The 25799-nt window shown below is 64.4% G+C and carries 22 protein-coding genes; 9 read left to right on the top strand and 13 right to left on the bottom strand.

What is annotated here, in order from left to right:
* Positions 1-16 precede the first annotated feature (16 nt).
* Together ABD847_RS03445 and ABD847_RS03440 are read left to right on the top strand one after the other, a co-directional pair.
* Positions 17-724 carry an AraC family transcriptional regulator gene (locus ABD847_RS03445; RefSeq protein ID WP_345010068.1) on the top strand — a complete coding sequence of 236 codons (708 nt, stop codon included), beginning with the start codon at positions 17-19 and terminating at the stop codon, positions 722-724.
* A 125-nt stretch (positions 725-849) separates the two neighbouring features.
* A complete protein-coding gene (locus ABD847_RS03440) occupies positions 850-1740 on the top strand; it encodes a DMT family transporter (protein ID WP_345010066.1) in 891 nt (296 codons plus the stop codon).
* Between the two features lie 192 nt (positions 1741-1932).
* Here ABD847_RS03440 and ABD847_RS03435 read toward each other — a convergent pair whose 3' ends face one another.
* Positions 1933-3510: a hypothetical protein gene (locus ABD847_RS03435; protein WP_345010065.1), complete on the bottom strand. Its 1578-nt coding sequence runs from the start codon at positions 3508-3510 to the stop codon at positions 1933-1935.
* Positions 3511-4149: 639 nt separating this feature from the next.
* Between ABD847_RS03435 and ABD847_RS03430 the strand changes: the two genes are divergently transcribed.
* Positions 4150-4809, top strand: a complete 660-nt coding sequence (locus tag ABD847_RS03430; protein WP_345010062.1) for a thiopurine S-methyltransferase — start codon at positions 4150-4152, stop codon at positions 4807-4809.
* Positions 4810-4975: 166 nt separating this feature from the next.
* Here the strand turns inward: ABD847_RS03430 and ABD847_RS03425 are convergent, their stop codons facing one another.
* From ABD847_RS03425 to ABD847_RS03415, 3 genes are all read right to left on the bottom strand, one after another.
* The gene (locus ABD847_RS03425) at positions 4976-5671 is read right to left on the bottom strand and encodes a hypothetical protein (RefSeq protein ID WP_345010060.1); all 696 of its coding nucleotides are present in this window, start codon (positions 5669-5671) and stop codon (positions 4976-4978) included.
* Between the two features lie 496 nt (positions 5672-6167).
* Positions 6168-7067, bottom strand: a complete 900-nt coding sequence (rarD, locus tag ABD847_RS03420) for an EamA family transporter RarD (protein ID WP_345010058.1) — start codon at positions 7065-7067, stop codon at positions 6168-6170.
* Positions 7068-7175: 108 nt separating this feature from the next.
* Complete coding sequence (locus tag ABD847_RS03415) at positions 7176-7709, bottom strand: AbiTii domain-containing protein (protein ID WP_345010056.1); 534 nt, start codon at positions 7707-7709, stop codon at positions 7176-7178.
* Positions 7710-7893: 184 nt separating this feature from the next.
* Here ABD847_RS03415 and recQ point away from each other — a divergent pair, with 184 nt between their 5' ends.
* Positions 7894-9756, top strand: a complete 1863-nt coding sequence (gene recQ, locus ABD847_RS03410) for a DNA helicase RecQ (RefSeq protein ID WP_345010054.1) — start codon at positions 7894-7896, stop codon at positions 9754-9756.
* A gap of 68 nt (positions 9757-9824) precedes the next feature.
* Positions 9825-10082, top strand: a complete 258-nt coding sequence (ubiK, locus tag ABD847_RS03405) for a ubiquinone biosynthesis accessory factor UbiK (protein ID WP_345010052.1) — start codon at positions 9825-9827, stop codon at positions 10080-10082.
* A gap of 73 nt (positions 10083-10155) precedes the next feature.
* Here ubiK and fre read toward each other — a convergent pair whose 3' ends face one another.
* From fre to ABD847_RS03385, 4 genes are read right to left on the bottom strand one after another with little or no spacing between them, the layout of a single operon-like run.
* The gene (gene fre, locus ABD847_RS03400) at positions 10156-10854 is read right to left on the bottom strand and encodes an NAD(P)H-flavin reductase (protein WP_345010050.1); all 699 of its coding nucleotides are present in this window, start codon (positions 10852-10854) and stop codon (positions 10156-10158) included.
* Between the two features lie 8 nt (positions 10855-10862).
* Positions 10863-12344 (bottom strand): 4-hydroxy-3-polyprenylbenzoate decarboxylase, encoded by a 1482-nt coding sequence (gene ubiD, locus ABD847_RS03395; RefSeq protein ID WP_345010048.1) that lies wholly within the window; start codon positions 12342-12344, stop codon positions 10863-10865.
* 53 nt (positions 12345-12397) lie between these two features.
* Positions 12398-12778 (bottom strand): MmcQ/YjbR family DNA-binding protein, encoded by a 381-nt coding sequence (locus tag ABD847_RS03390; protein WP_345010046.1) that lies wholly within the window; start codon positions 12776-12778, stop codon positions 12398-12400.
* The gene (locus ABD847_RS03385) at positions 12775-13398 is read right to left on the bottom strand and encodes a hypothetical protein (RefSeq protein WP_345010044.1); all 624 of its coding nucleotides are present in this window, start codon (positions 13396-13398) and stop codon (positions 12775-12777) included. Before ABD847_RS03385 ends, ABD847_RS03390 begins: the two co-directional genes overlap by 4 nt.
* A gap of 194 nt (positions 13399-13592) precedes the next feature.
* Here ABD847_RS03385 and ABD847_RS03380 point away from each other — a divergent pair, with 194 nt between their 5' ends.
* Both ABD847_RS03380 and ABD847_RS03375 read left to right on the top strand, forming a co-directional pair.
* Positions 13593-14588 (top strand): D-alanine--D-alanine ligase, encoded by a 996-nt coding sequence (locus ABD847_RS03380; protein ID WP_345010043.1) that lies wholly within the window; start codon positions 13593-13595, stop codon positions 14586-14588.
* A gap of 9 nt (positions 14589-14597) precedes the next feature.
* Complete coding sequence (locus ABD847_RS03375; RefSeq protein WP_345010041.1) at positions 14598-15080, top strand: NanQ anomerase/TabA/YiaL family protein; 483 nt, start codon at positions 14598-14600, stop codon at positions 15078-15080.
* A 61-nt stretch (positions 15081-15141) separates the two neighbouring features.
* Here ABD847_RS03375 and rho read toward each other — a convergent pair whose 3' ends face one another.
* Both rho and trxA read right to left on the bottom strand, forming a co-directional pair.
* Positions 15142-16407, bottom strand: a complete 1266-nt coding sequence (gene rho, locus ABD847_RS03370; protein WP_345010039.1) for a transcription termination factor Rho — start codon at positions 16405-16407, stop codon at positions 15142-15144.
* A gap of 168 nt (positions 16408-16575) precedes the next feature.
* Complete coding sequence (trxA, locus tag ABD847_RS03365) at positions 16576-16902, bottom strand: thioredoxin TrxA (RefSeq protein ID WP_345010037.1); 327 nt, start codon at positions 16900-16902, stop codon at positions 16576-16578.
* Between the two features lie 142 nt (positions 16903-17044).
* Here trxA and rhlB point away from each other — a divergent pair, with 142 nt between their 5' ends.
* Positions 17045-18328: an ATP-dependent RNA helicase RhlB gene (gene rhlB, locus ABD847_RS03360; protein ID WP_345010035.1), complete on the top strand. Its 1284-nt coding sequence runs from the start codon at positions 17045-17047 to the stop codon at positions 18326-18328.
* A gap of 20 nt (positions 18329-18348) precedes the next feature.
* A complete protein-coding gene (gppA, locus tag ABD847_RS03355; protein ID WP_345010033.1) occupies positions 18349-19842 on the top strand; it encodes a guanosine-5'-triphosphate,3'-diphosphate diphosphatase in 1494 nt (497 codons plus the stop codon).
* Between the two features lie 58 nt (positions 19843-19900).
* Here the strand turns inward: gppA and ABD847_RS03350 are convergent, their stop codons facing one another.
* The 3 genes from ABD847_RS03350 to ABD847_RS03340 are packed head-to-tail and all read right to left on the bottom strand — an operon-like array spanning position 19901 to position 25628.
* Entirely contained in the window at positions 19901-22342 is a 2442-nt protein-coding gene (locus ABD847_RS03350; protein WP_345010031.1) for a two-component system response regulator, read from the bottom strand.
* Positions 22339-25047 (bottom strand): response regulator, encoded by a 2709-nt coding sequence (locus tag ABD847_RS03345; RefSeq protein ID WP_345010029.1) that lies wholly within the window; start codon positions 25045-25047, stop codon positions 22339-22341. The genes ABD847_RS03350 and ABD847_RS03345 overlap by 4 nt, the downstream gene beginning before the upstream one ends.
* Positions 25044-25628 carry a YfiR family protein gene (locus ABD847_RS03340; RefSeq protein WP_345010027.1) on the bottom strand — a complete coding sequence of 195 codons (585 nt, stop codon included), beginning with the start codon at positions 25626-25628 and terminating at the stop codon, positions 25044-25046. Before ABD847_RS03340 ends, ABD847_RS03345 begins: the two co-directional genes overlap by 4 nt.
* Between the last annotated feature and the right edge of the window lie 171 nt (positions 25629-25799).

The following is a 25799-nucleotide window of genomic DNA, read 5'->3' as shown; positions in this document are numbered from 1 at the left end:
AGATCCGGAGGTCTGCATGCCCAACAGTCTGAGCATACGTCGCTACAGCCGGCAGCGGCAGCGTCACGCCCACGCCTTTCACCAGCTGGTGCTGCCCCTGCAGGGGGTGATCCGCATCGAGCTGGCCGGCTTCACCGGCAAGGTGGCGGTGGGGGAGTGTGTGGTGATCCCCGCCGGGGAGGCCCACGACTTTCGCGCCGATGAGGCGGCCCGCTTCATGGTCGCGGATCTGGACAACCTGCCCGCCGGCCTGCTGGCCCTGCCGGGCCGGGTGTTTGCGGTCAGCCCGCCACTGCAGGCCTACCTGACCTTCGTCGAGTGCCAACTGCAACATCACTTGGATCCTGAGCTGGAGTCGGCCCTGCTGCCGTTGTTTTGCCAGCTGCTGGCCCGCCAGGCCCAGGACAGACCGCGGGATCCTCGCATCCGGGCGGTGCAGGCGGTGATCGCCGAACGGCTGGCCGAGCCCCTGACCATCGCCGAGCTGGCGGCGGTGGCCTGCCTGTCGCCCACCCAGTTCAAGAAGCTGTTCACCGCCCAGCTGGATCTCAGCGTCCACCAGTACCTGATCCGCCAGCGGATGGAGAAGGCCCGCGCCCTGCTGACCCACACTGACCTGCCGGTGCAGCAGGTGGCCGAGCAGGTGGGCTACGGCGATGTGTCGGCCTTCAGCCGCCGCTTCACCCGCCACACCGGCCTCTCGCCCCGCCAGTTCCGCGGCTAAGGCGCGCCGCTGAGCCGGCGGTAGGTGCGGCCGTTTTGGCAACAAAAGCGTCCGTTCGGCAAACTAATAGGCCAGCGCATACCCTATGCTGGCCGGGTTGTCTGCAGGTCTCAAAAGGAATCACCATGCTTGCCCGTCTGTCCGCCCCAGTGCCCCAGGCCCGTGCCGCCGTCCTGCTGGCCTCCTTGCTGTGGGGCACCACGGGCACGGTCGCCAGCTTCTCCCAGGCCCTGAGCCCCTTGGCCATCGGCGCCTTCGCCATGGGGGTGGGTGGCCTGTTGCAGACCCTGCTGGCCTGGCGGCATATCCACCGGGCGCTGGCTGCCCTGCAGGCCCACTGGCCCTTGGTGCTCACCGGCGCCCTGGCCATCGCCGTCTACCCGCTGGCCTTTTACAGCGCCATGCGCCTGGCGGGGGTGGCCATCGGCACCGTCATCTCCATCGGCACCGCCCCCTTCTTCACCCTGCTGCTGGAGTGTCTGATCGGCCAAGGTGGCGCGGTGAGCCGCCGCTGGTGGCTGAGCTTCGCCCTGGGGGTCATCGGCCTGGCGCTGCTGAGCCTGCCGGGCGCCGCGCCGGCCTCGGCGCCGGCCCCGGTGATCGGCACCCTGCTGGGGCTGCTGGCCGGTTTCACCTATGCCCTCTACTCCTGGGTGGCCAAGCGGCTGATTGCCGGCGGCATCCGCTCCCAGGCCGCCATGGGCAGCCTGTTCGGCCTCGGCGCCCTGCTGTTGCTGCCCAGCCTGCTGCTCACCGGCAGTCACCTGACGGCCCCCGTCGGCAACCTGCTGGTGGTGGGCTACATGGCCCTGGTGCCCATGTTTCTCGGCTACCTGGCCTTCGGCTTTGCCCTGCGCCACGTGGCGGCCAGCCAGGCCACCCTGCTGACCCTGTTCGAGCCGGTGGTGGCCGCCCTGCTGGCGGTGACCGTGGTGGGGGAACCCATCCCCGCCCTGGGTTGGCTGGGCATGGGCTTGATACTGGGCTGCCTGCTGTTGCAGGCGCGGGGGGAGTAGGAGGCGGGCGCCGCGGCACACCCGTCGTCCGGGCCATCGGCTCTCTTTGGCCAGACGGGGAGCGTAACGACAATCGCCGCATCTAGCTGTGTAAACCCACTGCCTGTCGCCGTTCATCCATGCGGCGCAATCACCATAAAAAAGGAACAGCGTGCGGTTCCTGTTGATTGCACCTCTGCCCAAGCGGCTTGGCTAGGGGGTAAACGGCTGACCGGCCACGTAGAGCTGGTGACCGTTGAGATCCAGCCCCTGGTGGTCGCCCTGCAGGGCCGTGATATGGCTGTCCTGGGTCAGGATCCAGCGGCTGCCGGCATCCAGGCTCACCACCAGGGACTGGGCCTGGGTGCCGTCGGCGTTGATGGTGCCGGTCAGGACAGATCCCCGTCTCAGGTTCAGGGTCAGGCTGGAGATGGCATCCACCCGTATGTCACCGGTCAGGAGCTGGGCAGTCAGGTTCAGGGTGCAGCGGCCGCCGTTGGCGCCGACTCGGCCCCAACCCCGGGCGCCATCATTGCCTGCCACCTTCAGCAGCCAGGCACCCTGGGCAGGGGTCACAGCCACTTGGTGCAGGTCTATGATGCTGGCGGTGTTGGTGACATAAAACAGATCGCCGTTGCCGGAGGCCAGGCTGCCGCCCTGCATGCTGAAGTGGCTGGTACCCTCGTTCGCATCGCCGGACATGCTCTGGTAGAGCATCACGGTGCGCGGATTGTCGCTGGCCGCCGGATCATAGCTCCCCTGCATGTGCCCGCTTAGCTGGCTGTTCACCAGGCTCACCGAGTTGAACCCCTCGATGACCACCGCCTCCGAGTCCAGCGCCATCAGGCTGGCATCGTGCACCTGGATATCCGCCGTGCTGTAGATCACCGGCGCCCCCAGATGCCCCTGGGTGCGATAGCGGCCGCCTTCCACCAACAGCTTGCCGCCGCCCCGGTCGCTGCGGATTGCCGCCTTGTCCGCCGAACTCACCGTCAGGTTGCGGGCATATAGGGTGCCGCCACCGGCCACCTCGATCCCCCCGGCGTTACCGCCTGTGACCTGGATGTCCGTGTCCTGCAGGTAGATGGTGGCGCCGTCATAGGCGAACACCCCGGTGGCCCCCTCGGCGGAGGCCTGCACCGAGCCCCCCTCCAGGGTCAGGTGCGCCTGGCCCAGGGCTAACACGGCGGCGTTCAGGCCATAGAAGCTGGAGGCCTCGTTGTTGCTGGCCGCCCCGGCGTTCTTTTCTACCGTCACATCCAGCAGCCGGGCCCGGGTGTTGCCGTCGGCCCGGATGGCGTTCTCATCCGCCTGGCTGGAGCCATAGACGCCGCCCTTGAGCTGCTGCCCTGCAGCCAGCACCAGGGCGCCGTGCCCCGTCTCTACCTTGTCCGCGCCTCCGGGGCCACCCTGCCCGCCAGGCCCGAAGCCCCCGGGGGGCGGGCCCGGCAGTGGGCCGCCTGGTCCCCCGGCCATGCCGCCAGGCGGTGGCCCTGGGGGTTGACCACCCGGGCCGCCCCCCATGTTCTGTCTGCCCGGACCACCCGGTGGCAGCCCCTGACGATCGCCCCCCGAGCCTAGTGGTGCGGCAGGCCTGGCCCCGGAGGGGGGAACCGGCAGGGCGCCCGAGGCGGCACCGGGCAGGGCACCCGGTGGATCGCTGGGCGGCAGCAGGGTGGCCGACGCGGTCGATGGCATGACTGGCCCGGCCCCCGTCGCCTGGGGCGAGGGCGAATCGAAACAGCCTGCCAAAAGGCTCAGGCAGATACCGCTTAACAGTATCCTCTTCATGGAAACACCCAATTCGTCACGGTGCCGGACAATCCGGCCCCGGCTCTCTTCGTCCGGCCAGACCGGACACCTGAAGCCACCATACCGGTGGAGAACGGCGGCAGCCATCGATGAATTCGTTACGAATTCTTACGCTGCGCTAATAGCCCCTACACGGGCTGCAGCGGGCCAAGCTAAATCTTCACGATAGACTCCGGGTCGGGGGCGGGGAGCGGCCAGCATAACGCCAAGGGAGGCGGCGTCAGCTGGCATGGTGCGGCTTAATCGGCGAGGGGATGACAGAAGATAGGCAGAGGATCGGCGGGGCCCGTTATCCTGAAACGGATTTTTGAGGAAACAGGCATAGGCACCGGGTTTTGGCCGTTCAGCGTCAGATAGAGCACCTTGCCGTGGGGTAGAGGCCTTGTTACTCAGCCACCCCTATGGGCTTCTGTCGAGAAAGGGGCGCCATTCGCCTGGTCTGGATCGATTCTTGAAACCCTAACTCTGCACTCCGCTTATTGGCCTGAACACGACAGCACCAGATTGGCATCAGGCCACGCTCTATGTGGTGTTGTACCGCAACATCATGCAGCACCTGCCATCAATATCGATGCGGACAATCAGACATTGTGCTGATCACAACAGAAGGAACCGGGTATGTTGACATCAGCGGACAATGGCTTATGGCTCGCCATGTGGAAGAATCGACAGAGCGACTTTCATCAGGTGCTCGTCAATCAGCAGTTGCAGGACCATTGGCATCGACTCGCAATCCCCGCCTGGGGGCGAGTGTTGGTACCCTTGTGTGGCAAGAGTAACGACTTGATCTGGCTTGCCGAAAAGGGGTTTCAGGTCGTTGGTATTGAGCTGAGCTCGGTGGCCGTGAGAGCCTTTTTCGATGAGAACAAGTTGAAACCAAAGAAAACGCGCCTCGGCAACTTCACCGTGTGGCGACACGGGCGGATCAGTATTTTTTGCGGTGATATTTTTTTATTAAAAAGCGCGAGCCTGGGCCTGATTGACGCCGTCTACGATCGCGCTGCGTTGACCGCCCTGCCAGAAAAAATCAGGAAGGCCTATGTCACCAAGTTACTTTCATTCATGCCGTTATTGAAACCCATGTTGTTATTAACGACAGAAGATGCAGATCCCATGAGAAATCAGGATTCCGCCGCATTAATCGACCATGAGATATCCGAACTTTACTCCCCTCATTTCGCCATGCAGGTCAGCTATGGCGATTCCTATCAGGAGGATGCCAATCAAGTGACGGTCAACAAGGTCTATCACATGAACACTCGGCCGTTGGATACCTGAGTGGTCTCGGTCTTTTCAGCTCAGATTAGTGGGTGGGTGTTCATCCTCGCACTGTTGTGAGCCAGTATGTTATCCCACCGTCTGACGGTTTAAGCATGGTTGGCCTCATATCCAGAATCTCAAGAAGAGAACGCATTAAGAGTTCCATCTAAGGTCTGTCATCCGCTCAAGATGCCGGGTCACCGACCTTGGCCAGGGGCTGCTCCTTCAACAGGACGAGATCGGTCAGTGAGACCCAGGCGGCATAGCCCATCCCCTGTTTCTGATAGAGCAGCAGCAGGGTGTGATCATCCAGGGGCAGCTGCCCCAGCAGGCGATCCACCGCCGGGATCAACTGACGATACCCACTGCCATCGGCGCGGGAGAGTGCCAGGGTGACGGCATCCTGCTGGCTGAGCCTTTGGTCACCATTGCTGTCTGCCGTCACCACCTGATAGAGGATGGCGCGAATGGTGCGCTTGTCGTCGCAGCAGCCCAGTTCCGAGAGCAGGTCTGAGCCGAGGATCAGGCGGTTGTTGTCCGGCAGCAGCCAGTGCTGCGTCTGATGCTGGCCATCGATGAACAGGTAGTTGCTCGCGTTGTCGTTGGACTTGCTGAAGTAGTCGCGCTTCTCCACCGCATCCGCCCAGAGTGGCACCATCACATGGGGTGTACCTGCGATGGCGACGGGGGTGCCAAGCTGCCTCGGCGAGGGCGTCTTCGTGTCCGTCGTTCGCGGCAGGTCATGGGGGGCGCGAAGGCCGCTCGACGCATACAGCTGGTAGCCGGTAAACGCCAGCAGGGCCGCAGCCAACAGGCCGACCAGCAATAACAGCAGACCATTTATCCGCCAGACGTATTTGAAAAAACGGTTCTCTTCCATCGTGCGTCCTTGTCCTGATGTGACTGGCGTGGTTTCTCGCCGTGCGCCTTGGTTTTGCGGGTGAGGTCGGTCATTTCCCAATCGGTCGCATCCTAATTGTTGTTGTGCCGTATGACACCCTGACTGATCGGTTTTTGCCAACCACACCACAGGTTGGTGTGGGAGTCCGCATAGGTGATTAGCGTTAGCCCAATCGCACGCATGGGAAACAATCCTCCCAGCGATACAAGCCTGCGGACTGGCTAATTGGATTCGGCTCCCCTCGGTCTGTCATGCCGGGGCCAAACCGGACAGGGACGGGATTGAGTATCCCGGCCCGGTTTGGCGCGGAGGGCAGGAGCCCGGAGCGGGTCGTTAGTCAGGGATGACGTCGTAACGGGGGATGGCACAATCCCCCTTTGCGCGCCCCCGCCAAGCGGGAAGCTGGAAAGGCTCGGCGCCGAGTAGGGCGTAACGGTCAAACCGAAAAATGACCGTCAGCCAGCCTGTGCAGGCGTTAGCCCGCTTGACTCGCCAGCCGCTGGCGCCGGCTGCGCTGCCAGCCCTCCAGGCTGAACAGGGCCAACGCCAGCCAGATGCAGGCGAAGGTCAGCAGCTTGGCGCCCTGGATGGGCTCGCCATACAGGAAGATGGCCAGCAGGAACATCAGGCTGGGGCCCAGGTACTGGATGAAGCCCAGGGTGGAGAGAGGGATGAGGCGGGCGCCGGCGGTGAACAGCAGCAGGGGCACTGTCGTCACCACGCCGGCGGCCAGCAGCAGGCCGTTCAGTTGCCAGGGGTTGGCCGCCAGGTGGCTGGTGGGGCTGTCGGCGATGACGAACAAATAGATCAGCGCCAGGGGCAACAGCAGCAGGGTCTCGACGAACAGGCCGGTCTGGGCGTCCACCGGGATCTGCTTGCGGATCAGGCCATAGATGCCGAAGCTGCCGGCCAGGGTCAGGGCGATCCAGGGCAGGTGGCCCAGCAGCAGCACCTGGATCAGCACCCCTGTGCTGGCCAGCGCCACCGCCAGCCATTGCAGGCGGCGCAACCGCTCACCGAGGAACAGCAGGCCCAGCAGCACATTGAACAGGGGGTTGATGTAATAGCCCAGGCTGGCCTCCAGCAGGTGGTTGTTGTTTACCGCCCAGATGAACAGCAGCCAGTTACCGGCCACCAGCAGGGCGGAGACGGTGAGGTTGAGCAGCTGGCGGGGCTGGCGCAGGGCGGCGCGAATGCGGTGCACCTGGCGGCTGGCCAGCAACAGGCCCAGCAGGAGCACACAGGACCAGATGATGCGGTGGGTGAGGATTTCCCCGGCGGGCACCTGGGTCAGCAGCTTGAAATAGAGGGGGCAGATGCCCCAGATGAGAAAGGCGGCAACGGCGAAGAGCACGCCTTGGCGATGGGGGTTCATAAGGGTACCTGAGGAAGACGGCCCCGGGCGGGGTCGCCGGGCATTGTAACGCAAAACGTGGCCACAAAAAGCGGAGCCGCAGCTCCGCTTGTCTACACGGGGAGAACCCTAAATCTGCCAATGCCTGTGCTGAATGGCCCGCAGGGATTTGTTGCACTGGCACATTTCCCGCGCCATGGCCGGCAGGTACTCCTGCAGCATGTGATCCACCCCCAGCAGCAGTTTCTCTTTCACCGAGCCGACGGGTTCGCGCCAGGCGTGCAGGCAGATGTGATCCGGGATCAGCTGCCGTCGGTAGGCGTCGAGCAGCTCGTCCGGCCACCGCTCCAGCACCAGCACGTGACAGTCCAGGTAGGCGGAGACGGGTCCCCGTAGCAAGAGGAACTTCACCTCGTTCAGATCCCGTTGCCCCAGGCTATCGTCGTGGATATGGCAGGTCCGTTGCCGACCGCTGTGGGCATGGATGAAGAGCCCCCGTTGCCGGCATTCTACAACCCGATACCAAGGCAGGGCGTCCATGTCCGCATAACCCTCCAGCTCCCGTTGCAGCCACTGCTTCAGGCTTGCTTCGCGTGCCGTCTGATACAGGCAATGCATGCGCTCTATCAGATCCGTGCACTGGATGGTCGTCAACTTGCTCATACAGCTCACCTCCCTAATCAAGTATGCGACGGTGACCGGCCGGCGGACGGATGGGGGATTGACTGAGGTCAAATTTTAGTCAATTAGGCCGGTTTTCGCCAATTGACCTGTCAGGTTTGCGGGTGAGTCTAGTTGGCCAAAGTCGGTTTATTGTGCTTGCCGCCTGCATTACAATGGCGCCCCTATGCAGCCAGCCAGCCCCGATTTTTCCGTCTCCGACAGCCCCTTCACCCAGCGCCCGACGCCGCTGCAGGTGTTGCGGGAGGTGTTCGGCTACCAGGCGTTCCGCCCGGGGCAGGCGGCTATCCTGGATCAGCTCATCGCCGGCCGTGATGGCCTGGTGATCATGCCCACCGGCGGCGGCAAGTCCCTCTGCTATCAGATCCCGGCGCTGGTGCGGCCCGGCCTGACGGTGGTGGTGTCGCCCCTCATCGCCCTGATGAAGGATCAGGTGGACACCCTCAGGGCCAACGGGGTGGCGGCGGCCTGTCTCAACTCCTCCCTGGGGCGGGACGAGGCACAGGAGATCTACGGCCAGCTGCGCCGCGGCGATCTCAAGCTGTTGTACGTGGCGCCGGAGCGGTTGCTGCTGCCGGACTTTCTCGAGCGGCTGGCGGAGCTGCCCCTGGCGCTGTTTGCCATCGACGAGGCCCACTGCATCTCCCAGTGGGGCCACGATTTTCGCCCCGAATATGCCCAGCTGGGCTGCCTCAAGCAGCGCTTTCCCCAGGTGCCCCTGGTGGCTCTCACCGCCACCGCCGACGCGGCCACCCGGGAGGACATACTCCAGCGGCTGGGCCTGCCGGATCCCTTCGTCCATCTGGCCAGCTTCGATCGGCCCAACATCCGCTACAGCCTGCTGGACAAGTACAAGCCTAACGACCAGCTGCTGGCTTACCTGGCCAAGCAGGGCGGCCAGTGCGGCATCGTCTACTGCACCAGCCGCAGCCGTACCGAGGAGGTGGCACGCCTGCTGGTGACCCGGGGCCACAAGGCGGCCTGCTACCACGCCGGCCTGCCGGTGGCGGAGCGTAACCGGGTGCAGGAGGGCTTCCTCAAGGACGACATCGAGGTGGTGGTGGCCACGGTGGCGTTCGGCATGGGCATCGACAAGCCCAACGTGCGCTTCGTGGTGCACTACGACACCCCCAAGAACATCGAGTCCTACTATCAGGAGACGGGCCGTGCCGGGCGGGATGGTCTGCCCGCCGAGGCCCTGCTGCTCTACGATCCGGCGGACACCGAGCGGCTGCGGCGCATGCTGGAGGCCGGCGACTATGTGGATCCGGAGCGGTTGCGGGTGGAGCAGTACAAGCTCAACCTGATGGCGGCTTTCGCCGAGGCTCAGACCTGCCGCCGCCAGGTGCTGCTCAACTACTTCGGCGAGAGCCAGGGCGAGCCCTGCGGCAACTGCGATGTCTGCCTGGATCCGCCCCGCACCTTCGACGCCACCGAGGACGCCCGCAAGGCGCTCTCCTGCGTCTACCGCCTGGGCCAGCGCTTCGGCACCGGCTATGTCATCGAGGTGCTGCGCGGCGCCCAGAACCAACGTATCAAGGAGCAGGGCCACGACAAGCTCTCCACCTACGGCATCGGCCGGGATCGCAGCCACGAGCACTGGCTGTCGGTGTTACGCCAGCTGATCCACCAGGGGCTGCTCACCCAGTCCATCACCCGCCACCTGACCCTGCAGCTCACCGAGGCGGCGCGCCCCGTATTGCGGGGGGATCAGACCCTGATGCTGGCGGTGCCGCGGCTGCAGGTGCTCACCGGCCGCAAGGCCCGCTCCCCCCGGGAGCGCGACAGCGAGCTGGCGCCGGGGGATGCCAAGCTGTTCCGTGCCCTGCGGGCCCTGCGCAAGCAGATCGCCGAAGAAGAAGAGGTGCCGCCCTACGTGGTGTTCAACGACGCTACCCTGCAGGAGATGGCGCGCCAGCAGCCCTGTGACGAGACCGAGCTGCTGGCCATCAACGGCGTGGGCTATCGCAAGCTGGAGCGCTTCGGCGAGGCCTTCCTGACCTGCATTCGTGATCACCTGACTCGCTAGTGGGATCCCTGTGCTGGAGCCGGACGCCCGGCTCAGGCACAATGACGCCAGCCGATGAGGAGACGAGCATGATCGACCCCAAGAAGATTGAAGAGATGGCCAGCAAGATACACGCGGCCCTGCCGCCCGGTATCAAGAGCCTGGGCGAAGAGGTGGACAAGAAGGTCAAGCAGGTGCTGCAGGCCCAGCTCAACAAGCTGGACATGGTGAGCCGCGAGGAGTTTGAGGTGCAGACCAAGGTGCTGCTGCGCACCCGGGAGAAGCTCACCGCCCTGGAGGCCAAGCTGGCGGAGCTGGAAGCCCGCCTGCAGGACAAGGCCGAGTAAGGCCGGTCAGACAGACAAGACAAAGGCGGCCCTTGGGCCGCCTTTGTGGTCTTTGGCGCCGAGACAAGAGCGCCTAGATGAACTGGTAGGCATCACCGAACAGGTGATCCGCCGACACGCCCCGCAGGCGCAGGGATTCGCGCACCACGGCGGCCATCTCGAAGCGGCCCGCCACATAGATGTCGTACAGATCCAGGCTGGCAAAGTCCGCCAGCACCGCCTCGTGTACCAGGCCCGTCTTGCCTTGCCAGCCCACCGGCGGCTGCTCCACCACGGGGACGAAGGTCAGTGGCGGGAACTCGCCGGTCCACTCCAGCACCTCCTGGCCCTCGTAGAGCTGTTCGGCATGACGCACGCCCCAGTAGAGGTAGACAGGGCGGTTGAGGCCGGTGTCCATCAGGTACTGCAGCAGGGCGCGGGCGTAGGAGTAGCCGGTGCCGCCGGCGATCAGCAGGATCGGGCGTTGGGACTCCTCCCGCAGGGTGGCCTTGCCCAGGGGCAGCTCCACCGTCAGCTCGCCCTCTTCCCGCAGGCGGGCCAATACCTCGCCCGGGTAGGGAGCACCGGGGGGGGCGCCGATCTGCAGCTCCAGATAGCCGTTGCGGGTGGGGGAGTTGGCGATGGTGAAGGGGCGCTTGTCCTTCTCCCCCATCACCACCTGCAGGTACTGGCCGGCCTTGTAGCTGACCGGCTGTTGCGGTTTGAGGCGGACGTGCCAAATATGACTGGCGCACTCGTGCAAGGCGTCCAGGGTACAGATGATTCGTTGCATAGGGCTCCTTAGCTGTCACCCCGGTCCAGGATCCCCAGGGTTGGCCAGAGATCGTCGATACGCCGTTTGACCGACTCATCCATGACGATGGGTCGCCCCCACTCCCGCTGCGTCTCTCCGGGCCACTTGTTGGTGGCATCCAACCCCATTTTAGATCCCAGTCCGGAGACCGGGGAGGCGAAGTCCAGGTAGTCGATGGGGGTGTGTTCTATCAGGGTGGTGTCTCTGGCCGGATCCATCCGGGTGGTGATGGCCCATATTACGTCATTCCAGTCCCGGGCGTTAACATCTTCGTCACATACGATGACGAACTTGGTGTACATGAACTGGCGCAGGAAGCTCCATACCCCCAGCATCACCCGCTTGGCGTGGCCCGGGTAGCGCTTCTTCATGGTCACCACCGCCAGCCGGTAGGAACAGCCCTCCGGCGGCAGGTAGAAGTCCACTATCTCGGGGAACTGCTTGCGCAGCAGGGGCACGAACACCTCGTTGAGGGCCACTCCCAGCATGGCCGGCTCATCGGGCGGGCGGCCTGTGTAGGTGCTGTGGTAGATGGCATCCCGCCGACGGGTGATATGGGTGACGGTGAACACCGGGAATTCGTCCACCTCGTTGTAATAGCCGGTGTGATCGCCATAGGGGCCCTCGGGGGCCGTCTCGCCGGGCTGGATGTAGCCCTCCAGCACGATTTCGGCGCTGGCGGGCACCTCCAGATCGCAGCTGATGGCCTTGACCACCTCGGTGCGGCCACCCCGCAGCAGGCCGGCGAAGGCGTATTCGGACAGGGTGTCCGGCACCGGGGTCACGGCGCCGAGAATGGTGGCCGGATCGGCACCGATGGCCACCGCCACCGGGAAGGGTTTGCCCGGATGGCGCTCCTGCCACTCGCGGCAGTCGATGGCGCCACCGCGGTGATCCAGCCAGCGCATGATGAGCTTGTTCTTGCCCAGCAGCTGCTGGCGGTAGATGCCCAGGTTCTGTCGGCTCTTGTAGGGGCCGCGGGTGATGGTCAGGCCCCAGGAGAGCAGGGGCGCCACGTCACCGGGCCAGCAGTGCTGGATGGGCAGGGCGGTGAGATCCACCGCCTCGCCTTCCTGCACCAGCTCCTGGCAGGGGGCCTTGGCCAGCCGTTTGACCGGCATGTTGAGCACCTGCTTGAACAGGGGCCACTTCTCCATCAGATCCTTGAGTCCCTTGGGTGGCTCGGGCTCCTTGAGCAGCGCCAGCCATTCCCCCACCTGACGCAACGCCGAGGTGTCGGGCTGGCCCATGCCCAGCGCCACCCGCTGGGGGGTGCCGAACAGGTTGGCCAGCACCGGCATGTCATAGCCCTTGGGGTTCTCAAAGAGCAGGGCCGGGCCGCCGGCCCGCAGGGTGCGGTCGGCAATCTCTGTCATCTCCAGGTAGGGATCTATCTCCTGGGGGATGCGTTTGAGCTGGCCTTGCTGTTCCAGCTGATGGAGGAAATCACGCAGATCTTTGTACTTCATGGGGTCACTCATGGATGGCACCAGGTTCTGGAGTCTAGGCGGGGAGACGCCTATCAGCAACCGTCTGGCCGGGATGCGGCCTGCAACGCCTGGCGGCGGCCCTTGGGCAGACCGGCCACCACCAGGGCATAGGAGTCGCCCATCAGGCGGCAGATGGTCTCCCAGGGCAGGGCCTCATCCAGCTGAGCCGTGAGCCAGTGGCGCTTGTTGAGGTGATAGCCCGGGCCTATCTGAGGGTAGCACTGCTGCCACCAGAGCACCTGCTGGGGCTCGGCCTTCACCGACAGCCGCAGGGGGTTCTCCTGCCAGGCCAGCAGGGCGAACATCTTGTCCGCCACCTTGAACACCATCACCTCGGGGCCGAAGGGATAGGTCTCCTGGCTGGCGGGCAGGCTCAGCAGCCGGTGGCGCAGGGCATCCAGATTCGGGCTCATGGCTGCTGCCTCTGTTTGAGCAGGGCCCGGCGGAAACCCCGGGCAAAGCCTTCTCGGGTGAGGCGGTCAATTTCCGGCCACTGGGCCTCGGGCAGGAAGGCGATGACCGTCTTGGTCCGCACATCCTGGCCCTGCAGCGCCACCCAGCGGGCATCATATTGGCGGATCGCCTTGGCATCCCAGCGCAGTACCTTGGGGACGACATAGCGCACCAGATCCGGGTGACCGGCGGCATATTGCTCGATCAGGCCGCCAAACTGGCTACCCAACTGGGTTACGCCGGCGGTGACGGTGGGATCCAGCGACTTGTTGGCATCGGAGCGGGCGCGCAGCTGAGCCGTGTAGTACCAGAACAGGGCGCCCTGATGATCCCCTTGCTGTTCCAGCAGCAGGGCCAGGGCGAACAGCACGGGGGGCGTCTGTTGATTGGGCGCGGCCAGCACCTCTTGCTTGGCCTTGTCCTCTGCGGCCAGCAGGCGCTCCATCATCTGTTGGGTGGCGGCGAAAGGCAGCTGGGCGAACTCACCCTTGGGCTCCATGGGGGGGGGCACAGGCTTGCCATCGATCTCGGTAACGCAGCCCGCCAGCAACAGGCTAAGGCACAGCATCAGCAGTCGCATCCTCTTCCTCCGGGGGTGGTGATGGGAAGGCTAAGCTTATCAGCTTGCGACGCTTCTGGCTCCCTTACTGTCCCCGCCGGGGGCGGCTTGGCCACAGATGTGGGCTGGCGCCTTTCATCGTCGGATCCGGCTTGCTAGACTGGCACGCCAGGTCGCGCCTCCCGTGGGGCCGAAGGAACCGAAGGAATTCAGACATGAACAAGCTCCATGTGTTGTTGCTGTGCGGCGGTGGCGGCAGCGAACACGACATCTCCCTGCTCAGTGCCAATTTTCTCGAGCTGCAACTGCGCAGCCTGCCGCACCTGAGCGTGACCCGGGTGGAAATCTTCCCCGATCGTTGGGTGGCCGCCGATGGCCGCACCTGTCGCCTGGGCGCCGATCGCCAGCTGCAATTTGCCGATGGCCAGCAGCCGGTGGACTTCGTGGTGCCCTGTATTCACGGCTATCCCGGCGAGACAGGTGACATCCAGTCGCTGCTGACCCTGATGGGCCTGCCGTTTCTGGGCTGCGAGGCCGAAGGCAGCAAGCTGTGTTTCAACAAGGTGAGCACCAAGTTGTGGCTCAGTGCCCTGGACATCCCCAACACCCCCTTCCTGTTTTTGTCCCAGAACGACGAGGCGGCCCACGCCCAGGCTCACACGGCCCTGCGTAACTGGGGAACCGTGTTCGTCAAGGCGGCGAGCCAGGGTTCCTCCGTGGGCTGCTACCAGGTCAAGGATGCCGCCGCGCTGTCCGATGCGGTGAATGCGGCCTTCGGCTACTCCCAGCAGGTGCTGGTGGAGAAGGCGGTCAAGCCGCGGGAGCTGGAGGTGGCGGTCTACGAGTATGACGGTGAGCTGGTGGCCACGGCCCCCGGTGAGATCTGCGCCCCCAGCGATGGCTTCTACTCCTACGAGGAGAAGTACAGTGCCGGCAGCCACTCCACCACCCATCTGGCGGCTCCCGGCCTCAGCGCCGAGCAGATCGAACTGATCCGCACCTATGCCCTCAAGGCCTTCCGCCAGCTGGGGCTCAAGCACCTGTCGCGGGTGGACTTCTTCCTCACCGAGGACAACGAGATACTGCTCAACGAGATCAACACCTTCCCGGGGATGACGCCCATCTCCATGTTCCCCAAGCTGCTGGAGCACAATGGTCACGACTTTGGCCGCTTCCTCGACGGCATCATCAGCCGGGCCTGTGTGGCCTAAGGAGCGGACATGTATCAAGGCAATCTGGCTCAGGAACATCCCTTGCTGCCGGCCCTGCTGCGCCGCATCCTCCAGGAGGTGATCGGTGATGGTAGCCGCTGGCTGAGTGCCAAGACCGGCAAGCATGACGATCTGCTGCCGGAGTTCGTGGGCGATGGCCGGCTGTTCCTGATCCTGTCGGAGGATCTGAGCCAGCCGGTGGCGGAACGCCGGGCCGAGTACCACGACGAGCACCTGGACATCCAGGTGCTGCTCAGTGGCCGCGAGTGGATGGGCGTCGGGCCCTTTACCGGCCCCCACAGCCGGGCCGATCATCCGCATCCGGATCTGTTCTTCGTCGATACGCCGGCCCAGAGCCTGGTGGCCCTGCTGCCGGGGGACTTTGTCATCTTCCCGCCTGGCGAGCTGCACACCCCTCTGTGTACTCCCCTGGCGCCGGCCGGGTTGCGCAAGATAGTGGTGAAGGTGCATCGCAGTCTGCTGCCCGAATGAGCCTGACTCGCCCAATAAAAAACGCCGGCAATTGCCGGCGTTTTTCTTAGCCCAGACGGACTTACTTCTGCTGCCGCTTCATGGCGTCGAAGAATTCGTCGTTGGTCTTGCTCAGGGACAGCTTGTCGATGAGGAATTCCATGGCGTCGATCTCGCCCATGGGGTGGACTATCTTGCGCAGTATCCACATCTTCTGCAGCTCGTCCTGGGGCGCCAGCAGCTCTTCGCGGCGGGTGCCGGAACGGGTGATGTCGATGGCCGGGTAGACCCGCTTCTCGGCGATCTTGCGCGACAGGTGCAGTTCCATGTTGCCGGTGCCCTTGAACTCTTCGTAGATGACTTCATCCATCTTGGAGCCGGTGTCGATGAGGGCGGTGGCTATGATGGTCAGGGAGCCGCCCTCTTCCACGTTACGGGCGGCACCGAAGAAGCGCTTGGGTCTGTGCAGGGCGTTGGCGTCCACACCACCGGTCAGTACCTTGCCGGAGGAGGGGATGACGGTGTTGTAGGCACGGGCCAGACGGGTGATGGAGTCCAGCAGGATCACCACGTCCTTCTTGTGCTCGACGAGACGCTTGGCCTTCTCGATGACCATCTCGGCCACCTGCACGTGACGGGTCGCCGGTTCGTCGAAGGTGGAGGCCACCACTTCGCCCTTCACCATGCGCTGCATCTCGGTCACTTCTTCGGGACGTTCGTCGATCAGCAGGACGATGAGCTCACATTCGGGATGGTTGCTGGTGATGCTCTGGGCGATGTTCTGCAGCAGTATGGTCTTACCGGCCTTGGGCGGTGCGACTATCAGGCCCCGTTGTCCCTTACCGATGGGAGAGGCCAGATCCAGTACCCGGGCCGTAATGTCTTCGGTTGAACCGTTACCCCGTTCCAGGCGCAGGCGCTGGGTCGGATGCAGAGGGGTGAGGTTTTCGAACAGTATCTTGTTGCGGGCGTTTTCCGGACGGTCGTAGTTGACCCGATCCACCTTCAGCAGGGCGAAGTAGCGTTCCCCTTCCTTCGGCGGCCGTATCTTGCCGGAGATGGTGTCGCCGGTGCGCAGGTTGAAGCGACGAACCTGACTGGGGGAGACATAGATGTCGTCCGGGCCTGCCAGGTAGGAGCTGTCGGCGCTGCGCAGGAAACCGAAGCCGTCCTGCAGGATTTCCAGCACGCCGTCACCGAAGATGTCTTCACCGCTCTTGGCGTGGGCCTTGAGGATGGCGAAGATGATGTCTTTCTTGTGCAGGCGGGCGAGGTTTTCGATCCCCATGGATTCGCCCAGCTTGACCAGCTCGGAGACAGGGGTGTTCTTTAATTCAGTCAGATTCATGGCAAGGAATGTCTATCAACAGGGGTGTTATTAGGATGGTGCCGGAGGCCGCTGCAGGTGGGATCAGCGCAAAGTCGTTCAGTAAACAGACAGTAAGTTAGCACCAATGCAAGGGGGCGTCCAGCGAGGGGGCAAAGAAAAGGAGCGCGTTGCGCTCCTTGGGTCGAATCAGATGTTGGCGTCCAGGAACTCTTTGAGCTGGCTCTTGGACAGGGCGCCCACCTTGGTGGCGGCCACTGTGCCGTTCTTGAACAGCAGCAGGGTCGGAATGCCGCGGATGCCGAACTTGGGCGGCGTCTGGGAATTCTGGTCGATGTTCAGCTTGGCGACCGTCAACTTGCCGGCGTATTCATCGGCCACCTCGTCCAGGATCGGGGCTATCATCTTGCACGGGCCACACCATTCGGCCCAGAAGTCGACCAGCACGGGGCCGGCGGCCTTGATGACATCAGCTTCGAAGCCGGCATCGGTCAGATGCACAATCTTGTCACTCATCTCCCACTCCAGTTCTGTGTTTTCATCCTCTTCCTCCGCAATTTTAGCCGGGGGTTAAGATGTAAATAAAAAGGCAAATAGTTGCCCTATTTGAATGGATCCTGTTTATTATTGCAAGCCTAACCTGACAACCTACCCGCTCATGAGCAAGACACACCTAACCGACGTAAAGTTCGCCCAGCTGGGCCTGGATCCCCGGGTGCTGGCAGGTCTGGAAGCCAAGGGTTTTCATTATTGTACCCCCATTCAAGCGCTGGCCCTGCCCCTGCTGCTCAACGGCAAGGATTTGGCCGGCCAGGCCCAGACAGGCACGGGTAAGACCATCGCCTTTCTGGCAGGGGCCTTTCACCACCTGCTGACTCACCCCGCCTCTGAACAGCGCAAGACCAATCAGCCCCGCGTCATCATCATGGCCCCCACCCGGGAGCTGGCGGTGCAGATTTATCACGACGCCCAGAGCATGAGCCAGAGCACAGGCCTGAGCCTGGGGCTGGCCTATGGCGGTGAGCCCTACGAGAAGCAGTTGGCGGCCCTGGAGCAGGGGGTGGACTTTCTCATCGGCACCACGGGGCGCATCATCGACTTCCTCAAGCAGGGGGTGATCGACCTGGGGGCCATTCAGGCGGTGGTGCTGGATGAAGCGGATCGCATGTTCGATCTGGGCTTCATCAAGGATATCCGTTACCTGTTCCGTCGCATGCCGCCCGTGACCCAGCGCATCAACATGCTGTTCTCCGCCACCTTGTCCCTGCGGGTCAAGGAGCTGGCCTACGAGCACATGAACGAGCCGGAACACGTGGAGGTGGAGCCGGAGCAGATGACGGGCCAGCGCATCAAGGAGGAGCTGTTCTACCCCTCCAACGACGACAAGATGCTGCTGCTGCTCTCCCTCATCGAGGAAGACTGGCCGGACAAGGCCATCGTCTTTGCCAACACCAAGCACTGCTGTGAGGACATCCACGGTTGGCTGGAAGCCGACGGTCATCGCGTCGGCCTGCTCACCGGCGATGTACCGCAGAAGAAGCGGTTGAAGATACTGGAAGACTTCACCGCCGGTAAGCTGGATATCCTGGTGGCCACCGACGTGGCGGCCCGTGGCCTGCACATCCCGGATGTGACCCACGTGTTCAACTACGATCTGCCGGATGATTGCGAAGACTATGTGCACCGTATCGGCCGCACCGGTCGGGCGGGCAAGAGCGGCAACTCCATCAGCTTCGCCTGTGAGGACTACGCCTTCAACCTGCCGGCCATCGAAGAGTACATTCATCACCCCATTCCGGTGAGCAAGTACGATCGCACCGCCCTGCTGGAGGACGTGACGCCGCCCAAGCGCATCACCCGTTACCGGCCGGCGGTGAACCGCAATCAGCGCGAACGCCAGCCCGGCGGAAATAGCCGCCGTCGTCCGCCCCGCCGAGGGTAAGCTTTCGACAGGATGTCAGAGTGAATCCATCTCCCCTGTATGCGGCCATCGACCTGGGCTCCAACAGCTTCCATATGCTGGTGGTCCGAGAGGTGGCCGGTGCCGTGCGCACCGTGGCCAAGGTCAAACGCAAGGTGCGCTTGGCCGCGGGTCTGGACGGTGACTACAACCTGAGTCCTGAGGCCATGGCCCGGGGTTGGGATTGTCTGCGGCTGTTTGCCGAACAGCTGCAGGACGTGCCCAAGGCCAACACCCGCATCGTCGGCACCGCCACCCTGCGGCTGGCGGCCAACGTGGATCAGTTCCTGGTGGAAGCCGAGCGCATTCTGGGCCAGCCGGTGGAGGTGATCAGCGGCGAGGAAGAGGCCAGCACCATCTACCAGGGGGTCTCCTGGACCTCCAGCGGTGAGGGGCGGCGGTTGGTGATCGACATCGGCGGCGCCAGCACGGAACTGGTGATCGGCGAACAGGACGAGGCCTCCCTGCTCAACAGCCTGCACATGGGCTGCGTCACCTGGCTCAAGCGCTTCTTCGCCGATGGTCTGCTCAACGAGCTGAACTTTGCCGCCGCCATCCAGGGCGCCCAGCAGGTGCTGGCCCCCATTCAGGCGGCCTACCATGCCCTGGGCTGGCAGACCTGTGTCGGGGCCTCCGGTACGGTACAGGCGCTGCAGGAGATCATGATTGCCCAGGGGCGCAGCGAGCGGGTGACCCTGGAGAAGCTCTTGACCCTCAAGGATCAGGCCATCGCCTGCGGCCGCCTGGACAACCTGGCGCTGGAAGGGCTGGCGCCGGAGCGGCTCACCGTATTTCCTTCCGGCCTCGCCATCCTCATCGCCCTGTTCCAGACCCTGCAGATTGACCACATGACCCTGGCCGGTGGCGCCCTGCGCGAGGGGCTGATCTACGGCATGATGGGGCGCAAGAAGGTGTGTGATGCCCGGGAGCGCACCGTGGACAGCCTGATCACCCGCTATCAGCTGGATCGGAACCAGGCCGAGCGGGTGCGGGATGTGGTGCTGGACAGCTTCGCCCAGCTGCAGGCGGGCTGGCACTTAAGCGAACAACACGGTCGTCCGATTCTGCGCTGGGCGGCCATGCTGCACGAGATCGGCCTGTGCATCGAGTACAAGAAGGCCCCCCAGCACGCCGCCTACATCATCGACCACATCGACATGCCCGGCTTCACTCCGGCCCAGAAACAGCTGCTCTCCGCCCTGTTGCTCAACCAGCGGGATGAGTTCAAGCCCGAGACACTGGAGCGGCAGAGTGTGGTGTCTGCCGGTCAGGCCACGCGGCTGGCGCGCCTGCTGCGCCTGGCCATCATCCTGTGCATGCGCCGCACCGAAGGCACTGTGCCGCATTTTCGCATGAGCCTGGAGGGGGACACCCTGGTGCTGCATCTGCCGGCCGGTTGGCAGACGGTGCACTACCTGCGGGCCTCCGAGCTGCAGGCCGAGGCCGAACGTCAGAGCCTGATGGGCTGGCCCACCCGGGTGGTGGAAGGCGATTAGCCCGGCACATCACAGGGAAAAGAAAAAAGAGCCTGACGGCTCTTTTTTTATGGGCGACTCACGCCGGGTCGGCGTTGGCCTGGTAGCTGGCCAGCCAGTCCACGAAGGCGGCCGCCGGCATGGGTTTGGCGATGAGGTAGCCTTGGATGGTGCGGCAGCCGTGTCGTTGCAGCAGCTCTCTTTGCCCCTGGGTCTCCACCCCTTCGGCCACCGTGTTCATGCCTAAGGCGCCTGCCAGGGCGATGATGGAGTCGATGATGGCCAGGGCGGCCTGATCCTCCAGCAGCTCCCGCACGAAGGACTGATCGATCTTCAGCACATCGATGGGGAAGTGGCGCAGGTAGTTGAGGCTGGAGAAGCCGGTGCCGAAGTCATCCACCGCGATGCGAAAGCCCAGGGCCTTGAGGCGGTGCAGCTTGGCCGCCGCCTGCTGCACATCCTGCATCAACATGCTCTCGGTCAGCTCCAGCTCTACCAGGTGGGGGGGGATGCCGGTCTGGGCCAGGGCCAGGCTGATGCCGTCGATGAAGCCACTCTGGCGGAACTGGCGGGCCGACAGGTTCACGGCGATGGGCAGCTCCAGCCCCTGGGCACGCCAGCGTTGCTGCTGCCGGCACACTTCCTGGATGACCCAGTCGCCTATGGGTTGGATCAGGCCCGTCTCTTCGGCCAGGGGGATGAAATGGCCCGGCGGTATCAGGCCTAGCTGGGGATCCTGCCAGCGGATCAGGGCCTCGGCGCCCACCAGGCGGCCGCTGCCGGCGTCCACCTGGGGCTGGAAGTAGAGCACGAACTCCTGCCGCTCCAGGGCCTGGCGCAGCCGCAGCTCCATGCGCAACCGGGCCAGGTTGCGCTCGTTGAGCTCCGGGGAGTAGAACTGGTAGTTGTTGCCGTCGTTGGCCTTGGCCTGGTACATGGCGGCATCGGCATTGGCCAGCAGGGTGTCGGGGCGCTGGCCGTTGTCCGGATAGAGGGCGATGCCGATGCTGGCGCGGATGATGAGCGGCGTGCCGGCCAGATCGAAGGGTTCTTCCAGGGCGCGCAACAGGGCCGTGGCCAGGGCGGCGGCGGTGGCCGGCTCGTTGCACTCCGGGCTCAGCACCACAAATTCGTCACCGCCGATCCGGCTGACGGTATCGCTGTGGCGTACCCGTGCCAACAGCCGTTCGCCCACCTGCTTGAGCAGCTGGTCGCCACTGTCGTGACCCAGGGAGTCGTTGATGGTCTTGAAGCGATCCAGATCGATGAGCAGCACCGCCAGGCCGTTCCTGTCCCGTTCCGCCTGGGCCATGGCCACCTGGATGCGATCGGTGAGCAGGCGGCGGTTGGGCAGGCCGGTGAGCAGATCATGAAACGCCAGGTGGGCGATCTGCGCCTCCTGGCGTTTGCGTTCCGAGATGTCGGCGAAGCTGGCGATGTGGTACTCGATCTGGCCGCCCGCGTCCCGCAGCAGGTTGATGGAGAGCCATACCGGATACTCGCGGCCATCCTTGCGCCTGTCCTGCAGTTCCCCCTGCCAGGCGCCCTGCTCCTGCAGCCGGGCCCACAGGTTGCGATAGAGGCTACGGTGTTCCTGGCCCGCGCCCAACAGCCGCGGGCTCTGGCCCAGCACCTCCCGGGCCTTGAAGCCGGTGAGCTGCTCGAACATGGGATTGACCGAGATGATGCGGTTCTCCCGGTCGGTGATCAGTATGGCCTCGTTGCTGGCCTCGAACACCCGGGCCGAAAGCCACAACTCATGCTCCAGCCGCTTGCGACGGGAGATGTCCCGCACCACCAGCAGCAGCTCCTGCTGATTGCGAGGCAGCAGACGCACCTCCCAGTAGACCCCGGCCTCGCTCTGGGGCAGGGTCAGCTCCAGGCTCTGGGGATGCTGGCTGCTTAAGGTTTGCTGCAGGGCCGGTTGCAGCTGCGCCAGCAGGGGCGCGGGCAGGCGATCGGCCAGCAGGTCGCCGGCATGGAGATCCCACTGGCCCCAATGGGGTGACTGGGCGCCGGCCAGCCGCTCCAGGATGACGCCCTGGCCATCCAGGCTGAACAGCAGATCCGGCAGGGCGGAGAGCAGGGCGCGGTTCTTGTGTTCGCTGCGGGTCAGCTCCTCGAAGGCGTGATGGGCGCGCAGCAGATAACGCACCCGATGGCCTAATGTGCCCCAGCTGATGGGCTTGGTGATGAAGTCGGTGGCGCCAGACTGAAAGGCCTGCTGAATCGAGGGCACATCATCCAGGCCGGTGGCCATGGCGATGGGCAGGGAGCGGCCCTTGGGCAGCTGGCGCAGCTCGGCGCACAGGGCGATGCCGTTACCGTCCGGCAATATCACATCCAGGATCACCAGATCGGGCCCGTGCTGCTCAAACTGGGCGCGGGCGCTGGCCACGCTGTCCGCCTCGATGACGGCAAAGCCTGCCTCCTCCAGGGTGGCGGTCATGATGAGCCGGGCACTGGCTTCGTCATCCACCACCAGTATCAGGGGGGGCTGATGCGGACTGACCTGGCTCATGCCTCTTCCTCCTGGCGTAACCATTGGATCTCCGCATGGGCGGCAGCGAAGTGATCTTGCAGCTCTTTCAGCAGGGCCGGGATGGTGGCCAGTTGCTCCTGGCGGGCCAACTGCTCAACCTGCAGGCAGACGGCGGAGAGCTGGTTGGCGCCCAAGGTGGCGGCGCTGTTCTTCAGGGAGTGGGCGGCGCGGTGCAGGCGGGCCAGATCCTGTTCCGCCAGGGCCTGCTCCAGTTGACTGAGCAACTGAGGTGACTCCTGTAGCCAGGAGTCTAGCACCTTCACCAGCAGACCGGCCCGCAGGCTGCGCAGGCTGTCCAGCGCCCGTTTGTCCAGCAACTGGCCCCGCAGCACGGGTGCCGAGGGACGATCCGGTGGGCTGGGCGGCTGCAGGGGGGCGGCGGGCAGCCACTTGCTTAGCAGGTTGCTGAGCTGGTCCTGGGTGAAGGGCTTGGAGAGGTAGTCGTCCATGCCGGCCGCCAGGCAGCGCTCCCGGTCGCCGGACACGGCGTTGGCGGTGAGGGCCACTATGGGCATGTGGTTGCCACGGAACAACTCCTGCTGGCGCAGGCGGGCGGTGGCCTCGAAGCCGTCCATCACCGGCATCTGGCAGTCCATCAGGATAAGATCGAAGGTGCCGGGCTCCCGGGCCAGCAGCTCCAGGGCATCGGCGCCATTGGTCACCGTCTCGAAGGCCAGCCCCAGGTTCTGCAACATGGCCAGCGCCACCTCCTGGTTGACCAAATTGTCTTCGGCCAGCAGCACCCGGCCCCGCAGGCGGATGGGTGCCAGCGGCTGGCTGGCGGCCTGGGGGGCGTGGGCCGGCAGGGGCCGTTGCAAGGCGTGGGTCATGGCATCGTACAGCTCGGACTGGCGCACCGGCTTGCTGAGCATCTGGCAATTGACGGCGTCCTGGCAGGCCTGTTGCACCGGCAGGCGGCCGGCGGAGCTGAGGATGATCACCGGCAGTGACATCAGCTGCGGATGTTGTTGCAGTTGCCGGATCAGATCCACCCCATCTTCATCCGGCATCATCATGTCGGTGATCACCAGGTTGATGGGGCTGCCCAGCTGCAGCCCCTGTTCCAGCTTCTGCATGGCCTGGGCCACGCTCTGGGTGCTGACGATGTCACAGTGCCAGGCGGTGAGCTGGTGCTGGAGTATCTCCAGGTTGGTGGGGTTGTCGTCCACCAGCAACACCTTGAGGCTGCTGAGCCGCTGTTGGCTGGGGAGGCTGCGCAGGGTTTTTTCCTGGGGCAGGGTCAGGGTGAAGTAGAAGTCGCTGCCGCGGCCCGGCTCGCTGTCCAGCTGGATCTGGCCGCCCATCAGCTGCACCAGCCGTTGGGAGATCACCAGCCCAAGGCCGGTGCCGCCGAAGCGTCGGGTGGTGGAGCTGTCGGCCTGGGAGAAGGCCTTGAACAGCTTGGCCTGCCGATCCTTGGGGATGCCGATGCCGGAGTCGGTCACGCTGAACCGGCAGCTGACCTGCTCCTCATCCAGCTCGTTCAGCTGCACCTTGAGCACCACCTGACCGTGTTCGGTGAACTTGATGGCGTTGCCCACCAGGTTGGTGAGCACCTGGCTCAGCCGCTTGCTGTCGCCCCGCAGGTGCAGGGTGTGGGGCGGTGGGGCGCAGAGGATCTCCAGCCCCTTGCCGTGGGCCACCGGGGCGAAGCGTTCCACCAGATCCTCCAGCAGCAGGTTGAGGTTGAAGCTGCTGCACTCCAGCTCCAGCTTGCCGGCCTCTATCTTGGAGAAGTCCAGTATGTCGTTGATGATGGTCAGCAGATCTTCGCCCGAGCGGCGGATCACCCGCAGGAAGCGGCGCTGCTTGTCATCCAGGGCCGTGCCCCCCAGCAGATCCGTCATGCCGATGACGCCGTTGAGGGGGGTGCGGATCTCGTGGCTCATCATGGCCAGGAATTCACTCTTGGCCCGGTTGGCCGACTCGGCGGCATCCCGCGCCTGCACCAGATCCTGGGTGCGCAGGCTAACCTCCTGCTCCAGCTGCTCCCGGTGCGCCGCCAGGGCCCGGTTGCGGCGCTCTATCTGGGCCAGCATCTCGTTGAAGCGGTGCGCCAGCTGGCGGGCCTCGTCCTGGCCCATGCCTTCGGTGGCCCGCAGGCTGTAGTTCTGTTGCTGGGCCACCGCATCCGCCAGCTCCGCCAGCCGAGTGAGGGGACGGGTGAGTATCTGGCCGGCCAGCCGTGCCAGCCAGCCGGCCAGCAGCAGCGCCAGCACCCCCAGCAGCAGCACCATGATGAGGCTCTGGCGGGTGAGGCCACGCAGCTCACCCAGGCTGGCCCGGATCTCCAGGGTGGCCAGTCGTTCGCCCTGCAGGTTGATGGGGGTGTTGATCTTGAGCTCGTCATTGCCCTGGGCCGAGTTGAGCTGTTCGTAACTGGCCAGCACCTGGCCTGAGGGCAGGGTGATTACCGCCCGGGTGACGGCGGGGGCGGCCCGCAGGGATTGCAGTGTCTGGTGGGCGCTGGCGGCATCCTCGAAGGCCACGGCCGCGGCGCTGTTGAAGGCGGTGCTCTCGGACAAGGCCTCCAGCCCGGCTTGGGCCTGGTTGCGCAGCATGGCGTATTGCTGGGTCAGGAAGGCGGCGGTGAACAGGGCCAGGGTCAGGGCGCAGACCCCCACCACCAGGGCGCTGGTCTTCTTGGCCAGGGTGAGATGGTGCCAGAACAGGATAAATCTCATGAAAGCGTCCGTGCGTTAAGGGCCAGCTTCAGCAGCTGGGCACTGATCTGGAATTGTGCCTGTTTCAGGCTGGGAAAGTTGACTTCAAACTGCAGGTGACCGGCTCGCGCCTTGAGGCCGATGTGGCCGCCGTCCGCCACGAAGCTGTCGCTGTCCCCTATGGTCAAGAGATCGGGTTGGGCGGTGCGTAGCTGGCTCAGGTTGACCGGGATGCCGCCTTGGCGCAGGTAGTAGATGTGGCAACCCGTGGTGGCTTGCTTGGGGCCCAGTCGATGCAGGTAGATGGGGTGGCCGTCCACCTGCTTGCCCTCCAGGGCGGTGAAGGCGGTGTGGAGATCGTCATCGGCATTGCCCAGGCACAGGTGCAGCGGGCTGTCGGGGCGCCTGTCTTGCGGCCACTGGGTAAATTTGAGGAAGTTGAACACATAGGCCACTTTGAGTCTCTCCAGGGTCAGCGGCTTGTCGGCCAGGGCGGGAAGGCAGCACAACAGCAGCGCCAGCCAACCCTGCCTGACGAGCAGGGCGCGGCAGCGGGTCAGCCAGGAGGGCCGAGGCCAAACGAGGCGAAGTGCTGGAGACAATGTAATGCCCGCGATAAGAAAACATCCTCTTGTTGCACTCTACCCGTAAGACAGGGGCCGTGCTGCTGCCATGGTAACAGAGCGCGAGCCAGGTCAAACTCGTCCGCCCTGGTCAGGCCTGGAACCTCAATGCGGATCACAGCCTGAGTGGTTACTCATGCCCAAAGCCTC

Origin of the sequence: Pseudaeromonas paramecii (assembly GCF_039540575.1) — a bacterium.
Classification (GTDB): domain Bacteria; phylum Pseudomonadota; class Gammaproteobacteria; order Enterobacterales; family Aeromonadaceae; genus Pseudaeromonas; species Pseudaeromonas paramecii.
This window is presented reverse-complemented; position numbering and strand designations above follow the sequence as displayed.